Annotated in this window: 17 protein-coding genes; 9 read left to right on the forward strand and 8 right to left on the reverse strand. The window is 71.8% G+C overall.

Annotated elements, in window-relative coordinates:
* Positions 1–8: 8 nt before the first annotated feature.
* The 5 genes from AB0B58_RS03165 to mpgS all read left to right on the forward strand — a co-directional run bounded on the left by AB0B58_RS03165 (position 9) and on the right by mpgS (position 7,441).
* The gene (locus AB0B58_RS03165; protein ID WP_360217454.1) at positions 9–2,378 is read left to right on the forward strand and encodes a bifunctional diguanylate cyclase/phosphodiesterase; all 2,370 of its coding nucleotides are present in this window, start codon (positions 9–11) and stop codon (positions 2,376–2,378) included.
* Positions 2,379–2,539: 161 nt separating this feature from the next.
* Entirely contained in the window at positions 2,540–4,372 is a 1,833-nt protein-coding gene (locus tag AB0B58_RS03170) for an acetolactate synthase large subunit (RefSeq protein WP_360216603.1), read from the forward strand.
* A gap of 19 nt (positions 4,373–4,391) precedes the next feature.
* The gene (gene ilvN / locus AB0B58_RS03175) at positions 4,392–4,907 is read left to right on the forward strand and encodes an acetolactate synthase small subunit (RefSeq protein ID WP_023561968.1); all 516 of its coding nucleotides are present in this window, start codon (positions 4,392–4,394) and stop codon (positions 4,905–4,907) included.
* Between the two features lie 75 nt (positions 4,908–4,982).
* Positions 4,983–5,996: a ketol-acid reductoisomerase gene (gene ilvC / locus AB0B58_RS03180; RefSeq protein WP_360216607.1), complete on the forward strand. Its 1,014-nt coding sequence runs from the start codon at positions 4,983–4,985 to the stop codon at positions 5,994–5,996.
* Between the two features lie 182 nt (positions 5,997–6,178).
* Positions 6,179–7,441 carry a mannosyl-3-phosphoglycerate synthase gene (gene mpgS, locus AB0B58_RS03185; RefSeq protein ID WP_360216610.1) on the forward strand — a complete coding sequence of 421 codons (1,263 nt, stop codon included), beginning with the start codon at positions 6,179–6,181 and terminating at the stop codon, positions 7,439–7,441.
* Between the two features lie 23 nt (positions 7,442–7,464).
* Here mpgS and AB0B58_RS03190 read toward each other — a convergent pair whose 3' ends face one another.
* Complete coding sequence (locus tag AB0B58_RS03190; RefSeq protein WP_360216613.1) at positions 7,465–8,328, reverse strand: hypothetical protein; 864 nt, start codon at positions 8,326–8,328, stop codon at positions 7,465–7,467.
* 172 nt (positions 8,329–8,500) lie between these two features.
* Here AB0B58_RS03190 and serA point away from each other — a divergent pair, with 172 nt between their 5' ends.
* A complete protein-coding gene (gene serA, locus AB0B58_RS03195; RefSeq protein WP_360216616.1) occupies positions 8,501–10,102 on the forward strand; it encodes a phosphoglycerate dehydrogenase in 1,602 nt (533 codons plus the stop codon).
* An 11-nt stretch (positions 10,103–10,113) separates the two neighbouring features.
* Here serA and AB0B58_RS03200 read toward each other — a convergent pair whose 3' ends face one another.
* Complete coding sequence (locus tag AB0B58_RS03200) at positions 10,114–10,476, reverse strand: hypothetical protein (RefSeq protein WP_360216619.1); 363 nt, start codon at positions 10,474–10,476, stop codon at positions 10,114–10,116.
* 356 nt (positions 10,477–10,832) lie between these two features.
* Here AB0B58_RS03200 and AB0B58_RS03205 point away from each other — a divergent pair, with 356 nt between their 5' ends.
* Together AB0B58_RS03205 and AB0B58_RS03210 are read left to right on the forward strand one after the other, a co-directional pair.
* Complete coding sequence (locus AB0B58_RS03205) at positions 10,833–11,864, forward strand: 3-isopropylmalate dehydrogenase (protein ID WP_360217457.1); 1,032 nt, start codon at positions 10,833–10,835, stop codon at positions 11,862–11,864.
* Positions 11,865–12,024: 160 nt separating this feature from the next.
* Positions 12,025–13,122: a branched-chain amino acid aminotransferase gene (locus tag AB0B58_RS03210; RefSeq protein ID WP_360216622.1), complete on the forward strand. Its 1,098-nt coding sequence runs from the start codon at positions 12,025–12,027 to the stop codon at positions 13,120–13,122.
* A gap of 32 nt (positions 13,123–13,154) precedes the next feature.
* On the opposite strand, the gene AB0B58_RS03215 is transcribed toward AB0B58_RS03210, so the two are convergent.
* Positions 13,155–13,892, reverse strand: coding sequence for a tyrosine-protein phosphatase (locus tag AB0B58_RS03215; protein ID WP_360216625.1), 738 nt, complete (start codon positions 13,890–13,892; stop codon positions 13,155–13,157).
* 236 nt (positions 13,893–14,128) lie between these two features.
* Between AB0B58_RS03215 and cimA the strand changes: the two genes are divergently transcribed.
* Positions 14,129–15,715: a citramalate synthase gene (cimA, locus tag AB0B58_RS03220; protein ID WP_360216628.1), complete on the forward strand. Its 1,587-nt coding sequence runs from the start codon at positions 14,129–14,131 to the stop codon at positions 15,713–15,715.
* A 24-nt stretch (positions 15,716–15,739) separates the two neighbouring features.
* On the opposite strand, the gene AB0B58_RS03225 is transcribed toward cimA, so the two are convergent.
* From AB0B58_RS03225 to AB0B58_RS03245, 5 genes are all read right to left on the reverse strand, one after another.
* Positions 15,740–16,756: an endonuclease/exonuclease/phosphatase family protein gene (locus tag AB0B58_RS03225; RefSeq protein ID WP_360216631.1), complete on the reverse strand. Its 1,017-nt coding sequence runs from the start codon at positions 16,754–16,756 to the stop codon at positions 15,740–15,742.
* Positions 16,757–16,826: 70 nt separating this feature from the next.
* On the reverse strand, positions 16,827–18,269 hold the full coding sequence (locus tag AB0B58_RS03230) for a hypothetical protein (protein WP_360216634.1): 1,443 nt from the start codon (positions 18,267–18,269) through the stop codon (positions 16,827–16,829).
* Between the two features lie 124 nt (positions 18,270–18,393).
* A complete protein-coding gene (locus AB0B58_RS03235; RefSeq protein ID WP_360216637.1) occupies positions 18,394–19,740 on the reverse strand; it encodes a pitrilysin family protein in 1,347 nt (448 codons plus the stop codon).
* On the reverse strand, positions 19,737–21,053 hold the full coding sequence (locus AB0B58_RS03240; RefSeq protein WP_360216640.1) for a pitrilysin family protein: 1,317 nt from the start codon (positions 21,051–21,053) through the stop codon (positions 19,737–19,739). Before AB0B58_RS03240 ends, AB0B58_RS03235 begins: the two co-directional genes overlap by 4 nt.
* A 178-nt stretch (positions 21,054–21,231) precedes the next feature.
* A complete protein-coding gene (locus tag AB0B58_RS03245; protein ID WP_360216643.1) occupies positions 21,232–22,128 on the reverse strand; it encodes a LysR family transcriptional regulator in 897 nt (298 codons plus the stop codon).
* Between the last annotated feature and the right edge of the window lie 55 nt (positions 22,129–22,183).

Below are 22,183 nucleotides of genomic sequence, written 5' to 3' on the forward strand. Positions count from 1 at the left end.
CGTCCGGCGTGGAGCTGGCCGGGCTGGCGAGCCTCCTGGTCGCGGTCCCGGCCGTAGCGCTGCTGGCCAACTCCGGCCGCCGGCACACCGGCGCCGCCCGCCGCGCCCACCTGCTGCTCGCGGCGGGTGCCGCGGTCGCGACGGCCGCGGCGCTCGCCGGGCTGCTCAGCGACCTGTTCCTGACGCAGCGGCCGGCGCAGCTCGGCTCGGCCGTCGCCGTTGCGATGGCCCTCGGCACGTCCACGCTGCTGGCGGGCACGCTCGTGCTGCCCGGCGCCGCGGAGAACGCCGGCGCGGCGTGGCGGCACCTGCTCGACGGGTTCGTCGCTGGCGCGGGGCTCTGGTTCGTCGGCTGGGTGCTGCTCTCCGAGCCGACCCGGATCCTCGGCGACAACACGCCGGCGCCCGGCATCTCCATCCTGCTGCCGGCCGGCGTCGCGGCGATCGCGATCGGGCTGACCGCGGTGCTGGCCGTGCACGCGCACCGGCCCCGGCACATCACGGTCCGGGTGGCGGCCGGGGTCACGCTGGTCGCCGTCGCGGCGACCGCCGTCTCCAGCGGGATCTGCCGGAGCTGGCCGGGCATCGTGCTGCTCGGCGCCGTGCTGCTGCCGGCGGGGCTTGTCGTGGTGGCGCACGCGGTCAAGATCGCCGACCGGCCGGTCGAGGTCAGGGGCGACATCACCCAGCGCAACACCGGGTACGCGTTCGTGCCGATGTCCGCGATGGTCGGCGCGCTCGGCTACCACCTCGCCGCCGGCGGCGTCTTCGACGTGTTCGGCTTCCTGGGCTTCAGCGTCGAGGGCTTCGCCCTGGTGGCCCGGCAGTACCTGGCGCTGGCCGACGTGAAGAGCTACACGCTGCGGCTGCGCCACCGGGAGTCGCACTTCCGCGAGCTGGCACACACCGACCCGCTGACCCGGCTGGCCAACCGCCGCGGTCTGGTCCGGGCGCTGCGCGAGCCCGCGGCGCGCGACCGGCCGCGGGTGCTGATCGGCCTCGACCTGGACGGCTTCAAGAACGTCAACGACATGCGCGGGCACGACGTCGGCGACGCCGTGCTCGTCGAGGTGGGCGAGCGACTGCGCGCCAACCTGCGCGACGGCGACGTGGCGGCGCGGCTCGGCGGTGACGAGTTCGCGGTGCTGATGTGGGCGACGCCCGAGGAGGCGATGGTCGCCGGCAAGCGCCTGCTCGCGGTGCTCGGCGAGCCGTACGACACCGAGGACGGCTCAGTCTTCCTGTCGGCGAGCGTCGGTGTCGCCGGCTCGCCCGCGCCCGGCGACACGGGCGAGCTGATGCGCGACGCCGACCTGGCGCTGCGCTACGCCAAGCAGCGCGGCAAGAACCGGGTCGAGCGCTACCAGCGGCGCTACGACGAGCTGCTGCGCCGGCACAGCGTGCTGGAGAACGAGCTGCGCCACGCCATCGAGCGCCGGCAGCTGCGCCTGGTCTTCCAGCCGGTGGTGGCGCTGCCCTCGATGCGGCCCGTCGGCGCCGAGGCGCTGCTGCGCTGGCACCACCCCGAGCTGGGCGCGGTCCGGCCCGACGAGTTCATCCCGGTCGCCGAGGAGTCCGGGCTGATCAGCATGATCGGCTCCTGGGTGCTCGATCAGGCGTGCCAGCAGCTCGCCCGCTGGCTGGCCGTCGGCCACGACGTCTGGGTGTCGGTGAACCTCTCGCCCAAGGAGCTGCACGCCGCCGACTACGCGGGCCAGGTCGCCGGCGTGCTCGAGAAGTACGGCGTACCGCCGCAGCGCCTCGTGCTCGAGGTGACCGAGCACGCGGTGGCGACCGACATGGACGAGCTGATCCGGCGGCTGTGCGAGCTGCGCTCCACGGGGGTGCGGATCGCGCTCGACGACTTCGGCGCCGGGTACTCCTCGCTCGGGCAGCTGCGTAACCTGCCGGTGGACATCCTGAAGATCGACCACGCGCTGGTCGCCGAGCCGGAGTCGCGCACGGGCACGGCCGCGCCGCTGGTCGACGTCGTCGTGCGGCTCGGCCACCGGCTCGGGCTCGAGGTGCTGGCCGAGGGGATCGGCACGCCGGCGCAGCGGGCGATCGTCGAGGAGGCCGGCTGCCGGCTCGGGCAGGGCTCGCTGTTCGGCTGGGGGGTGCCCGCCGAGCACCTGGAGGCGCAGCTGGAGACCGCCCGGTCCTCCGGGGCCCGGCCGGTTCCGGCCCAGCGTGCCCGCCCGGCGGCGCCGCCGCCCAGCGCGCCCGCGCGCAGTCAGGTGATCATGCTGGGCCCGGGAATGCGGCAGCTCAGGGCGCTGCTGCCGACCGATCCGGCCTTCTCGGACGAGGAAGTCTCGCGAACGGGTGACCAAGATGTGAGATCAGTTGACGCACCCCGTGAGATGGGGCAGTCTTAGCCGCATGTGCTTGTCGTCCCGAGTACTTATGTGAGCGCACTCTCCCTCCGCGAGGAGTGAGGAGAGTGCGCTAGGTCCCGTGCTTCGGCACGAGGACCTTTTTTGTTGCTCACATATACGACGACCTGGCCCGCCCATCCCGAACGAAGGTCTGAATCGCCATGACGAGACCCACACCCGAGACCCTCGCCAACCGTGCCACCCCGGCCACCGTCGCGGCGGCAGCCGGCGCCCCGGCCGTAGTCACGGTGTCCCCGACCCCCGCCAGCGGGGCCGGTTCGCTCGTGCGGTCGCTCGAGGCGCTCGGCGTCGAGGTGGCGTTCGGGATCCCCGGCGGGGCGATCCTGCCCGCCTACGACCCGCTGTACGACTCCAAGGTCCGGCACATCCTGGTCCGCCACGAGCAGGGCGCGGGGCACGCCGCCACCGGGTACGCGCAGGCCACCGGAAAGGTCGGCGTCTGCATCGCCACCTCCGGGCCGGGCGCGACGAACCTGGTCACGCCGATCGCCGACGCGTACATGGACTCGGTGCCGATCGTCGCGATCACCGGCCAGGTGGCCCGGCCCGCGATCGGCACGGACGCCTTCCAGGAGGCGGACATCCAGGGCATCACGCTGCCGATCACGAAGCACAACTTCCTGATCCAGACGCCCGAGGAGATCCCGCAGATAATGGCGGAGGCGTTCCACCTCGCCTCCTCGGGCCGACCCGGCCCGGTGCTGGTCGACATCCCCAAGGACGTGCTCCAGGCGGCGACCACGTTCGCCTGGCCGCCCACCCTGGACCTGCCCGGCTACCGGCCGACGCTGCACCCGCACGGCAAGCAGATCCGCGAGGCGGCCCGGCTGATCGCCGCCGCCAAGCGCCCGGTGCTGTACGTGGGCGGCGGCGTGCTCAAGGCCGGCGCCACCGACGGGCTGCGCAAGCTCGCCGAGCTGACCGGCATCCCGGTCGTCACCACGCTGATGGCGCTCGGCGCGTTCCCGGACTCGCACCCGCAGCACCTGGGCATGCCCGGCATGCACGGCACGGTCCCGGCCGTGTACGCCCTGCAGAAGGCGGACCTGCTGGTCACCCTCGGCGCCCGCTTCGACGACCGGGTCACCGGCAAGCTCGACTCGTTCGCGCCGGAGGCGAAGGTCGTGCACGCCGACATCGACCCCGCGGAGATCGGCAAGAACCGGCACGCGGACGTCCCGATCGTCGGCGACGCCCGGCACGTCATCGACGAGCTGATCGCGGCCGTCTCCGGCACCGCGGGCGGGACGGCCGCCTACCAGTCCTGGTGGGCGCAGCTCGACGACCTGCGCGAGCGCTACCCGCTCGGCTACGACGAGCCGACCGACGGCACCCTCGCACCGCAGTACGTGATCGAGCGGATCGGCGAGCTGGTCGGCCCGGACGCGGTCTACGTCGCCGGCGTCGGTCAGCACCAGATGTGGGCGTCCCAGTTCATCCGCTACGAGAAGCCGGGCACCTGGCTCAACTCGGGCGGCGCCGGGACCATGGGCTACGCGGTGCCCGCCGCGATGGGCGCCAAGGTCGGCCGGCCCGACACCCAGGTGTGGGCGATCGACGGCGACGGCTGCTTCCAGATGACCAACCAGGAGCTCGCCACCTGCGCGCTGGAGGGCATCCCGGTCAAGATCGCCGTCATCAACAACGGCAACCTGGGCATGGTCCGGCAGTGGCAGACCCTGTTCTACGAGGGCCGCTACTCGAACACCGAGCTGGGCACCCACAAGCACCGCATCCCCGACTTCGTGAAGCTCGCCGAGGCGCTGGGCTGCGTCGGCCTGCGCTGCGAGACCAAGGCGGAGGTGGACGCGACGATCAAGGCGGCCCTGGAGATCAACGACCGGCCGGTGGTCATCGACTTCACGGTCGGCAAGGACGCCATGGTCTGGCCGATGGTCGCCGCCGGCACCAGCAACGACGAGATCATGTTCGCCCGGGACGTGCGCCCGAGCTTCGACGAGGACGACCTCTAGGCGGATGGGAACTACCACCATGAACAAGCACACGCTGTCCGTGCTCGTGGAGAACAAGCCCGGCGTGCTCGCCCGGGTTTCGGGCCTCTTCTCGCGGCGGAGCTTCAACATCGATTCGCTGGCGGTGGGCGAGACGGAGAACCCGGACGTCTCCCGCATCACGATCGTGGTCAACGCCGACTCCTCACCCCTGGAGCAGGTGACCAAGCAGCTCAACAAGCTGGTGAACGTCCTGAAGATCGTCGAGCTGGACCCGCAGCAGTCGGTGCAGCGCGAGCTCCTGCTGGTCAAGGTGCGGGCCGACCGCACCGTGCGCGGGCAGGTCCTCGAGACGGTCGAGCTGTTCAGGGCGAAGGTGATCGACGTCGCCCCGGACACCCTCACGATCGAGGCGACCGGCAACCCCGACAAACTGGACGCGCTGCTGCGCGACCTCGAGCCGTACGGCATCAAGGAAATGGTCCAGTCCGGGCTGGTCGCCATCGGCCGAGGCTCGCGCTCGATCACTACCGGCCCCGCCCTGCGCGCGGCCTAGTCACCAAAGATTGAAAGCCCGTCCAACCACCCCGCCACCGCCCATAACCCGACTAAAGGCTCAAGTGAGGAACGAATGACCGCGGAAGTGTTCTACGACGACGACGCCGACCTGTCCATCATCCAGGGACGCAAGGTCGCCGTTATCGGGTACGGCAGCCAGGGCCACGCGCACTCGCTGTCGCTGCGCGACTCGGGCGTCGACGTGGTGGTCGGCCTGCAGCAGGGGTCGAAGAGCCGCGCCAAGGCCGAGGAGCAGGGTCTCAAGGTGCTCACCCCCGCCGAGGCGTCCGCCTGGGCTGACGTGATCATGGTGCTGGCCCCGGACACCGCGCAGCGGAAGATCTACGCGGAGTCGATCGCCCCGAACCTGACCGCCGGCAAGGCGCTCTTCTTCGGCCACGGCCTCAACATCCGCTTCGAGCTGATCAAGCCGCCGGCGGACGTCGACGTGGCGATGGTGGCCCCGAAGGGCCCCGGCCACCTGGTCCGCCGCCAGTACGTGGACGGCAAGGGCGTCCCCGCCCTGATCGCGGTCGAGCAGGACGCGACCGGCGGCGCGCAGGCGCTGGCCCTCTCGTACGCGAAGGCGATCGGCGGCACCCGCGCCGGCGTCATCAAGACCACGTTCAAGGAGGAGACGGAGACCGACCTGTTCGGCGAGCAGGCCGTGCTCTGCGGCGGCACGGCCGCGCTGGTGCAGACCGGCTTCGAGGTGCTCACCGAGGCCGGCTACGCCCCGGAGATCGCCTACTTCGAGTGCCTGCACGAGCTCAAGCTGATCGTCGACCTGATGTACGAGGGCGGCATCTCCCGGATGCGCTACAGCGTCTCGGACACCGCCGAGTTCGGCGACTACGTCTCGGGCCCGCGCGTGATCAACGCGGAGACCAAGCAGGAGATGAAGCGGATCCTCGGCGACATCCAGTCCGGCGAGTTCACCCGCCGGCTCATCGCCGACGACGAGGCCGGCGCTCCGGAGCTGAAGAAGTACCGCGAGCAGGGCGCCGAGCACCCGATCGAGGTCACCGGCAAGAAGCTGCGCGGCATGATGAGCTGGGTCGACCGGCCCATCACCGAAACAGCCTGACCTTTTCCCACCGGCAAGCACGCCGGGTCGGTGCGCCGCAAGGCTCGCCGGCCCGGCGTTTTGCGTGAGCATTCGACTACCTGAAACGTGGGCGTTACGTCCCGCTTACCAAACCGACGTCGTCATCGAATTGTGTACTGTTCGGACGCCGCCGGGTCGACGGTAGGCGGTACATTCCCGGTATGCGACTGGCTGATTCTTTCCGGAGTGAGCGCTTCGGCGCGGTCCGGATTCATGAGCTGCAGAGGGTGATCGAGCTTGACTCGGGCGCCGTGCATGATGCGGGCCAGCCCAGTCTTTCGGCTGGTAGCCGGGTCGTGCTCCCCGAAGCATTGCGCGCTATCGAGTCGCAAATGGTAATCGTAGTCCCTTGCATGAATGAGACACGAAGCGTCATCGAAGGGGTGCTCTCCGGAATTCCCCACGACTGTCTCATTGTGTTGGTCTCCAACAGCGACAAGCTGCCGGTGGACCGATACGAGAGCGAGGCGCAGACGCTCGAGCAGTTCTGCCGGCTGGCCGGCCGGTCGGCGATCAGCGTCCACCAGAAAGATCCCGGACTCGCGGCCGCATTCAAGGCCGCGGGGATGGAGGAGTTGATCGGCGAGGACGGCCTGGTCCGTGCCGGCAAGGGCGAGGCGATGCTGATCGGCATGGCCCTGGCCGCGATGACGGGCCGCCGCTACGTGGGCTACGTCGACGCCGACAACTACGTGCCGGGCGCCGTGCACGAGTACTGCAAGGCCTACGCCGCCGGGCTGCACCTGGCCGACAGCCCGTACTCGATGGTCCGGATCTCCTGGCACTCCAAGCCGAAGCTGCGCGACGGCCGGCTGTTCTTCAGCCGCCGGGGCCGCAGCTCGGAGATCACCAACGAGTGGCTCAATCGCTTCCTCGCCGAGTATTCGGGCTTCGGCACGGAGGTGATCGCGACCGGCAACGCCGGCGAGCACGCGATGAGCCTCGACCTGGGCCTCAAGCTGCGGCTGGCCGGCGGTTTCGCCGTCGAGCCCTACGAGTACATGGACCTCTTCGAGCAGTTCGGCGGCGTGCTGGAGTGCGCGAGCCCGGACGTCATGAGCAGTTCGGTTCCGGTGCTGCAGATCGAGACCCGCAACCCGCACTTCCACGACAACAAGGGCGAGGAGCACGTGCAGGGCATGCGGATGCAGGCCCTGAACGTCGTCTACCACTCGCCGGTGACCCTGCCCTCGGTGCGCCAGGCGATCATCGACTTCATGGTGGCGCAGGGCGCGCTGGAGATCGGCCAGGAGCCGCCGCGCGAGCGGGTCTACCCGCCCGTCGGCAGCCTCGACCTGGAGTTGCTCTACGACGGGCTCGACGCCGAGGCGCTCAGCTTCCGCCAGTTCGACGGCCGGGCGTCGGCGGGCTACACCGCCGCGCCGCCGATCGAGCGGGACTCGATCCCGCTACCCGCCGGCTGAACGGGTCCCGCGGGGTTCACCCGTTAGGGCTGCGGCTTCTCCTGCGGAACCGGCGGGGGCTGCACCTGCCCGGCGGGCTGGATCTGCTCGGTCGGCGCCTGCTGGGACACGGCCGGCGCCGCGGAAGCGGGCGGCCCGGGCTGCTGCGGCGCGGGTTGCGGGTGCGCGGGCTGCTGGGCCGGGGGCGCGGACCAGACCGGCGGGGTCTCGGGCCAGGCCTGATACTGCGGCGCCGGCCCGCCGGGCCACGGCTGCTGCGGCGGGTACCGGTACTGCGGCGGGTATCCGGGCTGGGCCGGCGCACCCCACTGCTGCTGTTGCGGCGGGTAGTGCCCGGGCCACGGTCCCTGCGGGTACGCCGGCGGCGCCGCCGGGGTCGTCAGGTCGTGCAGCCACTCCCGCTCCGCGTTCGCCCAGACCCGGCGGGCGGCCAGGTAGGGCGGCCCGTGGCCGAACAGTGGGACGAGCAGGACGCCGAGGCCCAGCACGAGGGCGAGAACGCCGATGCGCAGGCCGTCGGTGTCCGAGTCGGCGGCCACCGCGCTGACCAGGAAGATCAACCCGGTGAGCAGGACCAGGCCGCCGACGATCATCGGCCCGATCGTGTTGCCGTTGCGCACCATCGACCACGCGACCGCGGCGACCACGGCGGCGCTCATGGCGAGCCCGGCGGTGACCAGCCCCTCGGCCGTTGCCTCGCCGACCCCGTCGGAGTAGTACGCGTTCGTGGTCAGGGTCAGCATGGCCCCGATCAGCAGCGTCAGCGCGACCAGGCCGAGCAGCGACGCGGTGACCGCGACGGCGAAGGGCACCCGCCGCGGCGGCTCGGGGATGGTGGGCCCGAGGTCCTCGTCGGTCTCCTCGGCGTCGGTGGGGGCTTCAGCCATGCGGAGCAGGCTATCGGCAACCCGGGTCGCCAGGTGTCCCGCGGCGTACGGCAACATTTCATCCTTGTGATACCGGTCACCATAAGATGACGTCCCGCCCAGGTCGTCGGTCCGCCTAGGATCGCCAAGAGGTCCGGCGGCCGGCCGCCCGCGAGACAAGCTGTGGAGACATATGACTCCCGTAGTACTGATCGCTGAGGAACTGGCCCCCGCCGCCATCGACGTTCTGGCACACGACTTCGACGTGCGTCACGTCGACGGCACCGACCGCATCACCCTGCTCGCGGCCCTCGCCGACGCGGACGCGATCATCGTCCGCAGCGCCACCCAGATCGACGCCGAGGCCGTCGCAGCGGCCCCGCGCCTGAAGGTCATCGCCCGCGCGGGCGTCGGTCTGGACAACGTCGACGTCACCGCCGCAACCGCTCGCGGCGTCATGGTGGTCAACGCGCCCACCTCCAACATCGTTTCGGCCGCGGAGCAGGCGATCGCGCTGCTGCTCGCCGTCGCCCGGCACACGGCGAGCGCCAGCACCTCGCTCAAGAACGGCGAGTGGAAGCGGAAGCGTTACACCGGCGTCGAGGTGCAGGGCAAGACCGTCGGCGTCGTCGGGCTGGGCCGCATCGGCGTGCTCTTCGCGCAGCGGATGGCCTCGTTCGGCACCCGGCTGATCGCGTACGACCCCTACATCCAGCCGGCCCGCGCCGCGCAGCTCGGCGTGCGGCTGGTCGGGCTCGACGAGCTGCTGCGGGAGAGCGACTTCATCTCGGTGCACCTGCCGCGTACCCCCGAGACGCTGGGGCTGATCGGGGAGAAGGAGCTGGCGACGGTCAAGCCCGGGGTGCGGATCGTCAACGCGGCCCGCGGCGGCCTGATCGACGAGCGGGCGCTGGCCGAGGCGCTGGCCGAGGGCCGGGTCGCCGGCGCCGGGATCGACGTCTTCGTCGCCGAGCCGACCACCGACTCGCCGCTGTTCGCCTTCGACAACGTGGTGGTCACCCCGCACCTGGGCGCCTCGACCACCGAGGCGCAGGACAAGGCGGGCCTGTCGGTCGCCCGCAGCGTCAAGCTGGCGCTGCAGGGCGAGTTCGTGCCCGACGCGGTGAACGTGCAGGCCGGCGGCGTGGTCGACGAGGACGTGCGGCCGCTGCTGGCGCTCGCCGAGAAGCTCGGCAAGGTCTTCACCGCGGTCGCGGGCGGGGTCGCCGCGAGCGTGACCGTCGAGGTGCGCGGCGAGATCGTGTCGCACGACGTCGCGGTGCTCAAGCTCGCCGCGACCAAGGGCCTCTTCACGTCCGTGGTGGAGGAGCAGGTCACCTACGTCAACGCCCCGCAGCTCGCGGCCGACCGGGGTGTCGAGGTCGAGCTGGTCGTCGACCACGAGATCTCCGACCACCACAACCTGGTGACCGTGCGGGGCGCGCTGCCGGACGGGCGCACGGTGAGCGTGGCCGGCACCGTCACCGGCACGGGCACCCGCGAGTCCCGCAAGCTCACCCAGGTCGACGAGTTCGACCTGGAGATGGACGCCGGTGGCGTGCTGCTGTTCTTCCGCTACTCGGACCGGCCCGGCATGGTCGGCGCGATCGGCACGATCCTCGGCGAGGCGGGCGTCAACATCGCGGCGATGCAGGTGGCCCGGCGCGAGGCGGGCGGCGAGGCGCTGATGGCGCTGACCGTCGACTCCTCGGTGGATGCCGAGCTGTTCTCGTCGGTCGCGGCGGCGATCGGCACCGCGAAGGGGAGCATCGTGGACCTGCGGGACGAGGACTAGGGAGCCACTCCCTAGCGGGATTTGACCGGCGGGGGATACACCGTGCCGTCCTGCAGGTCGAGCAGGTCGAGATTGAGCTCGCCGGCGAGCCGTTCGATCGTCTCGAGCACCGCATCCGAGCAGTTCTCGTCCAGGCGCATCTGGATGTGGTCCGCGGCGGCGTGCAGCGGCGCGCTGGCCCACGGCGATCCCGACTTCGTGGCGCCCGGGCCGCGGTCGGGATAGTGGCTGGTCAGCGCGTCGTAGAAGGCGACGACGCGCGGATCGGCGGGGCGCTGGGGGTGCTCGCCGCGGGCGCACCGGGCGTTGGCGGCGCGCACGTCATCCGGCATGTCCGTGTTGTCCAGGGCCCACACCACGAGGTCGAAACTCACCGGCGCATGGTGCCATACCGTCGGCCAACCGACTCAGTTGTCGCCGCGACACGCGGGGGATGCGTCTTGCGCGACATTAGTCCGCATCGCTAGCGTTGGTCCTGCCGCGCGGGCTACGCGGGCGTGTCTTCGGGTGACACTTCCGCGGTCGCTCCGTGCGGTGGATGCACCCCCGGCGGACGCGAGCCACGCGACCTGTCGTGACAGCCCCCGCGATCGTTGCCGCGATCGGCGGGGGTTGTTCGCGTCCGTACCCTTAACGACTCCTCACCCAAACTGTGGGACCGCCGTGCCAGAGACCGGGACGCCGGACTAAGGTTCAGCGGGTCGCAACTATTGAGGGAGTTGACGTGGCGGTGGCGCGGATCGCGGTCGTGGCCGGAGACGGCATCGGAACCGAGGTGACCGCGCAAGCGTGCAAGGTGATCGAGGCCGTGCTCCCGGACGTGGAGTTCGACGACTACGACCTGGGCGCCCGCTTCTACAACCGCACCCACGAGGTTCTGCCGCAGGCCATCGAGGACGAGCTGGCGGCGCACGACGCCATCCTGCTCGGCGCCATCGGCGACCCCAGCGTCCCGCCGGGCGTCCTCGAGCGCGGCCTGCTGCTCAAGCTCCGCTTCGACTTCGACCAGTACGTCAACCTGCGCCCGTCCCGGCTCTGGCCCGGCACGACCAGCCCGCTGGCCGGCCTCAAGCCCGGCGAGATCGACATGGTCGTCGTCCGCGAGGGCACCGAGGGCCTCTACGTCGGCGCCGGCGGCGTCCTGCACCGGGACACCCCCGCCGAGATCGCCACCGAGGAGAGCCTGAACACGCGGCACGGCGTCGAGCGGGTCGTCCGCGACGCCTTCGCCCGGGCGCGGCGCCGCGAGCGCCGCCACCTCACCCTCGTGCACAAGACCAACGTGCTCACCCACGCGGGCGGGCTCTGGTCGCGCACCTTCGCCGCGGTCGCCGCCGAGTTCCCCGACGTGACCACGGAATACCAGCACATCGACGCCGCGAGCATGTTCATGGTGAGCAACCCGCAGCGGTTCGACGTGGTGGTGACCGACAACCTCTTCGGTGACATCCTCACCGACATCGCCGCTGCCGTGACCGGTGGCATCGGCATGGCCGCCAGCGGCTCCGTCAACCCGGAGCGCAAGTACCCCTCGACCTTCGAGCCGGTGCACGGCTCGGCGCCGGACATCGCCGGCCAGGGCATCGCCGACCCGGCGGCCGCCATCCTCTCCGCGTCGATGCTGCTCGAGCACCTCGGGCACGCCGACGAGGCCCGCCGAGTAGCCGAGGCGGTCGCGGCCGAGGTCGCGTCCCGTACACCGGGCGCGCCGCTGCGTACCGCCGAGGTCGGAGACCGGGTCGCCGCCACCGCGGCCGCCTGACCCTCACTCTTCACCCCCGTCACCCCGCCGCCGCCCCTGGGCCGGCGGGCGATGACGCACACCCCGATGGTCGTCGTTGAACGAGCGTTCGGGGTAAGTTCATGGAGCACTTACGGGTGCTACCTCTTCGTTCTTCGTGACAGAAAGCAGGTCAACTGCCATGAGTGGTGGTGACAACCTCGACTTCGAGATCCGTCCGAACCCGGCGCCCGTAAGCGACGCGGAGCGGGCGACGCGGCTCACCAACCCGGGCTTCGGCCGGATCTTCACCGACCACATGGTCACCATTCGTTATGCGGAAGGTAAGGGCTGGTACGAGCCGCGGGTGGAGGCGCGCGCGCCGATCCCGATGGACCCTGCCGCCGCCGTGCTGCACTACGCGCAGGAGATCTTCGAGGGCCTGAAGGCTTACACGACGCCGGACGGCGGCGTCGCGCTGTTCCGCCCGGACGCCAACGCCGCACGCTTCGGCCAGTCCGCCCAGCGCATGGCGATGCCGGTGGTGCCGCAGGCCGCGTTCCTGGAATCGCTGCGCCAGATCATCACGATCGACCGGAAGTGGATTCCGGAGGGCGACGAGGGCAGCCTCTACCTGCGCCCGTTCGCATACGCCAGCGAGGTCTTCCTCGGCGTGCGCCCGGCGATGGAGTACCTCTACCTGGTGATCGCCTCGCCCGTGGGTGCCTACTTCAGCGGCGGCGTCAAGCCGGTCACCGTGTGGATCACCCCCGACTACACCCGCGCGGCGCCCGGCGGCACCGGCGCCGCGAAGTGCGGCGGCAACTACGCCGCCGGCCTCTCCGCGCAGGCCGAGGCGATCGAGCACGGCTGCGACCAGGTGGTCTACCTGGACGCGGTCGAGCGCAGGTACGTCGACGAGCTCGGCGGGATGAACATCGTCTTCGTGCAGGACGACGGCTCGCTGGTGACGCCGCCGCTGACCGGCACGATCCTGCCGGGCATCACCCGCGACTCGATCCTCAAGCTGGCCCGGCGGGCCGGCCGGCGGGTCGAGGAGCGCCCGGTCAGCTTCGACGAGTGGCGCGACGGTGCCGCGTCGGGCCGGATCCGCGAGGCGTTCGCGTGCGGCACCGCCGCGGTGATCACGCCGATCGGCACGGTCCGCCACCCGGACGGCGAGTTCACCGTCGCGGACGGCGGCTCGGGCGAGGTCACGATGGCGCTGCGCCAGGAGCTGTCGGACATCCAGCGCGGCCGCGCCGAGGACCCGTTCGGCTGGGTGCACAAGGTCTTCTGAGGCTTCGGCTGACGGCCGCCGCGCGGCGGCCGTCAGCCGGGGGTCAGCAGGTGGTCGCGCAGCGCCGCGATCTGCTCGGCGCTGATCCCGATCTCGCGGACGTACTTCTCCACCGAGCCGTGCTGGTCCCGCAGGTCGCTCAGGAAGAGCAGCATCGCGTCCTGCGGGCAGTCGAACATGTGGTATTTGTCCTGAACCATCTCCGGCCTCGACGCCATCAGGTAGTCGGTCAGGGAGGCCATCGCCGCCTCGGTCAGCGCGTAGTCCTCGGCGATGTCCGCATCGGACACCCCGAGCAGTGACAGCGTGAGCGCGCAGACCACCCCCGTGCGGTCCTTGCCGGCCATGCAGTGCACGACCGCCGGCGCCGCGTCCGCGTCGGCGATCAGGCCCAGCGCCGCCGCCAGCCCCGCGCGGCCGTCCGCCGCGAAGTTCAGGTAGCGGTCGGCCAGCCAGCGCTCGTGCGGCAGCGAGGGCGCGACCGTCTCCCAGTCCACGTGCTCGATCACCAGGTTGTGGTAGGCCAGCCCCTCCGCCTCCGGCACCCGGCCGTGCCGCTCGACCTCGAAGACCCGACGCAGGTCGATGACCGTCCGGACGCCCAGCCGGCTGAAGGCCGCCAGGTCGTCGCCCCGCAGCCGGTGCAGGGAGTCCGCGCGGAAGAGGCGCCGCCAGCGCACCGTCCGGTCGTCGAGGCCGGCGTAACCCCCGATGTCGCGGAAGTTGTAGCTGGAGGAGAACGTCAGCGTGCGCGGGTAATCGTCGGCCACCCCTTCAACCTAACGGGCCCCGTCGATTTCCCCCGGCCCGGACCGGCGGACCGCCGTCTCAGCTTGTGGATTCTGGCCGCGGACCGCCCCGGTGCGTGGCATGCTTCCCTGCGTGACCCACTTCGTGCTGATTATTCGCACCTAGCGCGCCGGCTGACCTTTCGCCGACGTGCAGACCTCCCGCATCCGCGGGGGGTCTTTTTGTTGGGTCGTCAGTCTCGGAAAGGAACCCTCCCATGACCTACCAGGTGTTCGACACGACGTTGCGCGACGGCGGCCAACGCGAGGGCATCAGCTACTCGGTCGCCGACAAACTCGCGGTCGCCCGGCTCCTCGACGAGTTCGGGGTCGGCTTCATCGAGGGCGGCTGGCCGGGGGCGATGCCCAAGGACACCGAGTTCTTCGCCCGGGCCAAGGACGAACTCGACCTCAAGAACGCCGTGCTGGTCGCGTTCGGCGCGACCCGCCGGGCCAACGTCGACGTCGCCACGGACCCGCAGGTGCAGGCCCTGCTGGACGCCGAGACTCCGGTCGTGTGTGTCGTCGCCAAGTCCGACATCCGGCACGTCGAACGGGCGCTGCGCACCACCGGCGAGGAGAACCTCGCAATGGTCCGCGACACCGTCACCCACCTGGTCGCGAACGGCCGGCGTGCGTTCGTGGACTGCGAGCACTTCTTCGACGGGTTCCGCCACGACCCCGAGTACACCGCCTCCGTGGTCAAGGCCGCGTTCGAGGCCGGCGCCGAGCGCGTCGTCATGTGTGACACCAACGGCGGCATGCTCCCGTCGATGATCACCGCCGCGATCGAGGACGTCGTGCGGCGTACCGGGGCCACCGCGGACCGGCTCGGCATCCACTGCCAGAACGACACGTCGTGCGCGGTCGCCAACACCGTCGCCGCCGTCGAGGCGGGCGTCCAGCACTTCCAGTGCACGGCCAACGGCTACGGCGAGCGGCCCGGCAACGCCGACCTCTTCGCCGTGGTCAGCAACCTGCAACTCAAGCTCGGGCTGAAGGTCCTACCGGACGGCTGCCTCGAGAAGGCGACGCGGGTGTCGACCGCGCTCGCCGAGATCGCCAACATCGCACCCGACACCCACCAGGCCTACGTCGGGGCCGCGGCATTCGCTCACAAGGCGGGGCTGCACGCGAGCGCGATCAAGGTGGATCCGCTGCTCTACAACCACGTAGACCCGGCCGTGGTCGGCAACGACATGCGGATCCTGGTGACCGAGATGGCCGGCCGGGCCAGCATCGAGCTCAAGAGCCGCGAGCTCGGGCTGGAGCTGGCCGGCCACCCGGACACCCTCACGTCGGTGACCCGCAAGGTCAAGGATCTGGAGGCGGGCGGCTGGTCCTTCGAGGCCGCCGACGCGTCCTTCGAGCTTCTGGTCCGCGGCGAGCTGCCCGGTGAGGACTTCGTGCGGCCGTTCGCCCTGGAGTCGTACCGGGTGCAGGTCGAGCACCGCGAGGACGGCTCGGTGGTCTCCGAGGCCACCGTCAAGGTCCGCGTACGCGGTGAGCGCGTCATCGCCACCGCCGAGGGCAACGGCCCGGTCAACGCCCTGGACGAGGCGCTGCGCGTCGCGCTCTCCAAGCACTACCCGGAGCTGAGGTCGTTCGAGCTGGCCGACTACAAGGTCCGCATCCTGGAGGGCTCGCACGGCTCGAACGCGATAACCCGCGTCCTGGTGGAGACGAGCGACCGCCACCGCGAATGGACGACCGTCGGGGTGCACGAGAACGTCGTCGAGGCGAGCTGGATCGCGCTCACGGACGCACTCACCTACGGGCTGGCCCGCACCACGACGGCGGCCTGACGGCACATCCGGCCGCGCCGGCCGTCACCGTGGCGTGACGGCCGGGCCGGCCGGGATCCGGAGCTCCGCGAGGACCGCGCGGTGGTCGCTGCCCGCCACGTCGTGCACGCTAACCGCGCCGATGCCGAGACGCCGGTCGGCCAGGACGTGGTCGATCGTCACCGGGGGCAGCGGGTCGCCGTCGTACGGCCCCCACGTGCCGGTCAGGCCCGCGCCGGCCGCGTCCGCCGCGTCGCGGTAGCCGCTGTCGATCAGGTCGCGCAGGGGTGCGTGGTCGAGCGTCGAGTTGAAGTCGCCGAGCAGGATCCGGGGCAGGCCATCCGGGTCTGCGCGCGGCTCCGCGTTCAGGTCGTCGCGCCAGTCGCCCAGGATCTCGACCGAGTACGGCGCCAGCGGATGCGCCGACTCCACCACGACCGCGCCCGCCCCGGGCGGCTGGATCGTCCCGTACGCCTGGTTGAAGCCGCCGCCGTTGTGCCGCACGCCCGGGTTGGTGATCGGGAAGCGGGAATAGAGGCCGGAGCCGCTCGCGCCGTACTCCGGGCCCAGCGACGAGTAGGGCAGCAGCTCGCCCAGCCCGGCCTCGGCGAGCCGGGTCTGCGCCCCCGGGCTGAACTCCTGCAGCGCCAGCACCGAGATGTCGTTGTCCCGGACCAGCCGGACGACCTCCGCCGCGTCGGCGTTGCCGAAGAGCAGGTTCGACGTCATCACGTGCAGCGCCACACCGCCCTGCGGGCCGCGGTCGCCGTCGGCGAACGCCCGAGGCAGGGTCAGCACGGCGAACAGCGCGAGGGTCAGCACCGCGACCGCCCCCGCCAGCCGGCGCCGGGTCGCCAGCGCCGCGATCACCGGCACCACCGACCACGCCGCGACGTACGGGGTGAAGGCGAAGAACTGCACCATCACGCCCCGCTCCCAGCCGCCGAGCCGGAGCAGCGCCCAGACCGTGCCGGGCAGCACGAGCAGCCAGAGCAGCACGATCCACGCGACCCGCCGTACCCGGACCGGTCTCGTCGCGGGCGGGGCGGTGGTGATCGTCATGGCGGCGACGCTATCCGGCCGGTGCCACCGTCACCGAGCGATCCGGGGCCACGTCACATCATCGAGCCGCTCACATGAAGGGGTTGAAGTTCTGCCCCGCCATCAGGAACCAGGACGTCGCGCCGACGTGCTGGCGGGTGAAGTAGCCGAAGGCGAAGCCGGTGTCGAGCGCGCTGGTGGCCGCCACGATGCCGGAGCGGGCCGGCAGCGGCGTGCCGGTCCAGGTGCCGCCCTCGCCCGGGTTGGAGAGCCGGCCGTTGTCGGCGTCGGCGGTCAGGCCGACCGTCTGCCCGGCGCCGAGGCTCTGCTGCGCGGTCGCGGTCTGCAGCAGCAGCCGCTTGGCCAGCGCCGCGTCGCCGCGTCCGCCGCGCTTGAGCAGCGCAAGGGCCGCGTGCCCGTTGCCCTCCAGCCAGACGGCGTCGCGGTTGTTCGGGAGCGCGCTGCCGGAGACGTTGCCGGTGATGAGCCGGGCCTGGCTGCTGTAGGTCACGCCGGAGACGGCCCCGTCGGTGGTACACAGGTTCTCGGTGACCCAGTCGACGGCCTCGCGATGTTGCCGGTCGCCGATGCTCAGCAGCGCCCAGGTCTGCACGTCCTCCGGGATGTTGCCGACGTTGATCAGGTTCGGGTCCTCGTCGTCGACCCCGCCGAGCGTGCCGGTCCAGAGGTGGGAGCCGGCGCGGTTCCACATGGCCCGCACGAAACTCCCCGCGACCGCGGCCCGGGCGGTCCAGCGCCGGTCCCTGGTCAGCTTGGCCAGCAGCACGAAGAGCCCGTACGCGTCGACGTTGTGCTCGGTCGACGCCCACCTCTGCGCGGTCTCGCCGTCGCCCTGCACGCCGCCGTGGTAGCCGCCGTAGCGGTGCGGCGACTCCCGGCCCGCGATCCAGTGCCCGAGCGCCACCGCGCCGTCGAGGTACTTGGTGATCCGGGTGTCGGCGTACAACTGGGCCAGCGCGAGCGCCACCCACGCCATGTCGCCGGTCGAGGAGCCGCCGAAGCCGTACGGCCGCAGGAACGCCGCCTTGCCGTCCGCACCCTTGAGCCCGGGGAAGTAGGGCCCGCCGCCGTAGAAGAGCATCGGGCCCGCCGCGTATGCCTGCCGCACCCGCCCGTCGGCGTACGTCTCGTCGTTGGCCTGCGCCCAGAGCAGGGCGTCGCCGATGAGCCGGGCCCGGCGCACGTTCGCCACGGTCGGATTGGCCAGGTAGGCGAGGGTCGCGAGCGCGTTGTCGTAGACGAACGCGGTCGTCATCAGCTCGCTCTCGTTGTTGTAGCTCTGCAGCAGGCGCGGCTCGCCGCCCTTGACGTACGCGTCCTGCACCACGTCGAGGTAGTGGTAGGCGCGGCCGACCGGCCCGGCCAGGGCGTGGTCCACCAGGTGCCGCGGCTGACAGGTGCCGGCGGACGCGGCCTCCGGGGCGAGCGGGGGCGCGGCGACGGTGGCGGCCGGCAGCACGAGCAGCCGCCGCCGGGAGAACGGCCCGGAGGCGGCGGAGAAGTTGGTGGGCATGTCGGGGGGCTCCAGCACTGGGTGAGAGCGCTCTCGCGGGAGGGCGTCGGCGCCATTGAAACCCCGGCCGACACCCCGTGGCAATACGCGGGCCGCCATCAATGTCGAGGGCGGCCCGCGATGCTCAGACCTCCGCGGTGACGATCTCGCCGATGCCGGTCGCCGCCAGCTCGTCGCGGATCAGCGCCGCGTCGCCCTCGACGACCAGGGTCAGCCCGTCCGGGTGCAGGTGCGTCCGCGCGGCGAGCGAGACGTCGTCGACCGTGGCGCCCAGCAGGCCCTGCCGCAGCGTCACGTAGTAGTCGTCGGGCAGGTCGTGCAGCACCAGCGTGGCGAGCGAGCTGGCGATCGCGCCCGGCGTCTGCATCTCGACCGTGAGCTGCCCGGCCCGCCACGTGCGGGCCACCTCCAGCTCCTCCTCGGTCACGCCCTCCTGCCAGGTCCGGGTGATCTCGCTGACCGTGTCGACAAGCGCCGGCGCGGTCACCGCCGTCTGCACCGAGGTGCTCACGCCGAACCGGCCGAACCGCCGGGTCATCGCGAAGTCGGCGCGGATGCCGTACGTGTAGCCCTTCACCTCGCGGATCAGATGGTTGAGCCGGGAGGTGAACGCCCCGCCCAGCACCGTCGCCGCCAGGGTCAGCGGCACGTACTGCGGGTGCGCCCGTTCCGGTGCGCGGTGCCCGAGGCGCAGGGTCGACTGCACCGAGCCGGGCCGGTCGACCAGCAGCAACCGGCGGCCTGCGCCGACCGACACCTCCAGCGGCGGCGCCGGCGTCAGCGGCGCGCCGGACGTGCCCGCGAACGCGAGCGCACCCAGCTCCGCCAGGTCGAGCCGCTCGAGGTCGCCGGCGACCAGCAGCACCCCGGCCCGCTCGAACCAGGAACCATGGAACGCCGCCACGTCCTCGGGGGTCACGGCGGCCACCGACGTGGGGTCACCGTGCAGCGGGCGGCCGTACCGCTCGCCGGTGCCGAAGAGGTCCATCCGCAGCGCGGCGTCCGCGCGCGGACCCGGCTGCGCCCAGTCCATCCGCAGCGCGGTCACCTCGTCGTCGCGCACCCGCGCGACGTCGGCCGGGTCCAGGCGCGGGGTCCGTGCCGCCTCCGCCAGCAGGGCGACGGCCCGCGGCAGCAGGCCCGCCGGTACGGACACGCCGACGCGGAATCCGTCCCAGTCGACCGAGGTGGAGAGCTCGGCGCCGAGGCCCTCGAGGGCCAGCGCGAACGCCGCCGAGTCCCGGGCGGCGGTGCCCTCCTCGAGACACTTGGCGAGCACGGTCGCCGTGCCCTCACGGCCCGCGGTCTCGCGGGCGCCGCCGGCGTCGAGCAGCAGCGCGGCGGTGGCCAGGTACTGGCCCGGCATGTGCGCGGCGACGACCTCGCCGCCGGCGACCGGGACCCGCTGAACGGCCGGGAAGGTGTACGGCCGCGGCTCGCCCGGCCCGGGCCGGGTGGCGACGAGGCTCATGCTTCGGTTCCTTCCTCGGGCAGGTATGTCAGGGTCGCGCGGGACTCCGGATTGAGCGTGCGCGCGGCGTCGGTGATGTCCTGCGCCGTCACCGCCAGCCACTGCGGCAGCCGGTACGCGGCGCTGGCCGCGTCGCCGAACTGGGTCGCATAGCGGCCGAGGGTGTCGGCGCGGCCGCCCACAGTGGACATCTGCCGCCACCACGAGGTGGTCAGCAGGGCCTTGGCCCGTTCCAGCTCCGCCTCGGTGACCGCCTCGGTGGCCATGCTGTCCAACACCTCCGCGACCCCGGCCGTGAGCGTCGCGGCGTCCACGCCGTCCTTGGCGGTGGCGGTGACGATCAGCGGTGCCGGGGCGTGCGCGAGATCGACGCCGTAGGCGCCGATGTAGTCGGGCTGGGCGATCCGGGCGCCGTCGGCGAGCCGCTGATAGAGCCGGCTGCCCCGGCCGCTGCCCAGCACGGTGGCGAGCACGGTGATCGCGTCGTAGCCGGCCGTGCCGAACGGGTGGGTGCGGTGCGACAGGTAGATCCGCGGCGCCGGAACCTTGCCGGTCACGGTCTCGCCGACCGGCTCGGCGGCGGCGCCGGCGAGGTGCCCGCGTGGCGCCGGCGGTATGTCGGGTACCGCCTCGATCGCGCCGAAGTACTTCTCGGCGAGGGCGAAGACCGTGGCCGGCGAGGCGTCGCCGGTGACGGTCAGCACCGCGTTGTTCGGCGCGTAGTACTGCTGGTGGAAGGCCTTGAAGGTGTCCAGGCCGGCGGCGTTCAGGTCCTCCATCGACCCGATCGTCGCGTGGTGGTACGGGTGCCCCGGCGGGTACAGCAGCGGCAGCAGGCGCAACCAGGCATCGCCGTACGGCACGTTGTCGTAGCGCTGCCGGCGCTCGTTCTTGACCACCTCGCGCTGGTTGTCCAGGGTCTCCTGGGTCAGCGCCGGTACCAGCCCGCCCATCCGGTCCGCCTCCAGCCACAGCCCGAGCTCGAGGTGCTCGACCGGCAGCGTCTGGAAGTAGTTCGTCCGGTCCGGGTTGGTGGTCGCGTTGAGCGAGCCGCCCGAGCCCTGCACCAGCTTCATGTGCTCGGTCTTGGCGACGTGCTGCGAGCCCTCGAACATCAGGTGCTCGAAGAGGTGCGCGAAGCCGGTCTGGCCGGCGGGTTCGTGCCGTGAGCCGACGTCGTACCAGAGGTTCACGCACACCACGGGCGCGCTGTTGTCCTCACTGACGACGATGCGCAGCCCGTTGTCCAGGCGCGCGGTTTCGATGGGCCACGGATAGCCGGTCTCGGCGACCGGTACGGGCTGAGCAGACACGCAACCTCCCTGTAGCGGCGCCCGCCCATCGGCGGCGCCGCATCCCAGTATCCCGTCTTCGCAGGTCGATGTGCTCCTTCGGAGCGCTTTCGGCCCCACCTGATGCCATCGGCACCCAGGGCGGTCGTTTCGGCGCATCTCCCCGGCCGGTGTCGTGGCGCTCGCACGGGCCGTGTGATCAGCGCCCGGCCGTGACGCTGTCGCGCAGGGCCTCGCGGAAGGCACGGACCCGGGGCTGCCCGCCGGCGCCGCGGCGTACCCCGGTGAAGAGCCGTCGCCGGGGCCGGCCGGGCAGGTGGTGCAGCCGGACCGGGCCCGGGGAGCGGTCGGTCCAGAGCAGGTCGGGCAGGAACGCGACCGCGTGCCCGGTCTCCACGAGCCGGACCTGCAGCAGCAGGTCGCCGCTGGAGAACCGCACGTCGGGCTCGAAGCCGGCGCTGCGGCACATGTTCCGCGCCCACTGCGCGGGCGCGATGTCACCGGGGTCGATGACGAACGGCGCCCCGGCCAGATCGGCGAGCCCGGACCGGCTCCACGGCCCGCCGGGCGGCACGGCGAGCCGCATCTCGTCGTGGGAGAGGTCCTCCTCGTCGACGCCGGGCGTCCGCGGCTGCGGCAGGCCCGGGTACTCCTCGCCGAGCACGAGGTCGAAGTCGTGCGCGACCAGCCCGGCGACGGCGTCCGCGGCGACGCAGTGCGTGATCTGGACGCGCAGGGCGGGATGCCGCTCGGCGAGCAACGACAGCGCGGACGGCACGAGCGCGAGCATCACCGACTGGAACGAGGCGACCCGCAGGCTGCCGGTGACCTCCGTCATGCTCCGGGCCAGATCGGCCTCGGCGAGTTCGAGGCGTTCGAGGATCGCCTCGGTGTGCCGGACCAGGATCCGGGCCTGCTCGGTGAGCCGTACGCCGCGGCCGACGTGCTCGAGCAGGGTCACGCCGGTCTCGGCCTCAAGCTGCGTGAGCTGCTGCGATATGGCCGACGGGCTGTACGAGAGCGCCCGCGCGACGGCGGCGAGGGTGCCGCGCCGGTCCAGCTCGCGGAGTAGCCGCAGCCGATGAATGTCCAGCATGGCTAACCATTATTGCTCAGAAACATTCGCTGGACGAACCAATGGCCTCCGGGTG

It is taken from the genome of Actinoplanes sp. NPDC049118 (assembly GCF_040648555.1).
Classification (GTDB): Bacteria; Actinomycetota; Actinomycetes; order Mycobacteriales; family Micromonosporaceae; genus Actinoplanes.

Bases quoted from the DNA above. Each gene is read 5' to 3' on its own strand.
- mpgS (WP_360216610.1), top strand. From the start codon at position 6,179: ATGCGACTGGCTGATTCTTTCCGGAGTGAGCGCTTCGGCGCGGTCCGG.
- ilvN (WP_023561968.1), top strand. From the start codon at position 4,392: ATGAACAAGCACACGCTGTCCGTGCTCGTGGAGAACAAGCCCGGCGTG.
- cimA (WP_360216628.1), top strand. From the start codon at position 14,129: ATGACCTACCAGGTGTTCGACACGACGTTGCGCGACGGCGGCCAACGC.
- AB0B58_RS03235 (WP_360216637.1), bottom strand. From the start codon at position 19,740: ATGAGCCTCGTCGCCACCCGGCCCGGGCCGGGCGAGCCGCGGCCGTAC.
- ilvC (WP_360216607.1), top strand. From the start codon at position 4,983: ATGACCGCGGAAGTGTTCTACGACGACGACGCCGACCTGTCCATCATC.
- AB0B58_RS03245 (WP_360216643.1), bottom strand. From the start codon at position 22,128: ATGCTGGACATTCATCGGCTGCGGCTACTCCGCGAGCTGGACCGGCGC.
- AB0B58_RS03210 (WP_360216622.1), top strand. From the start codon at position 12,025: ATGAGTGGTGGTGACAACCTCGACTTCGAGATCCGTCCGAACCCGGCG.
- AB0B58_RS03225 (WP_360216631.1), bottom strand. From the start codon at position 16,756: ATGACGATCACCACCGCCCCGCCCGCGACGAGACCGGTCCGGGTACGG.
- AB0B58_RS03170 (WP_360216603.1), top strand. From the start codon at position 2,540: ATGACGAGACCCACACCCGAGACCCTCGCCAACCGTGCCACCCCGGCC.
- AB0B58_RS03230 (WP_360216634.1), bottom strand. From the start codon at position 18,269: ATGCCCACCAACTTCTCCGCCGCCTCCGGGCCGTTCTCCCGGCGGCGG.
- serA (WP_360216616.1), top strand. From the start codon at position 8,501: ATGACTCCCGTAGTACTGATCGCTGAGGAACTGGCCCCCGCCGCCATC.
- AB0B58_RS03190 (WP_360216613.1), bottom strand. From the start codon at position 8,328: ATGGCTGAAGCCCCCACCGACGCCGAGGAGACCGACGAGGACCTCGGG.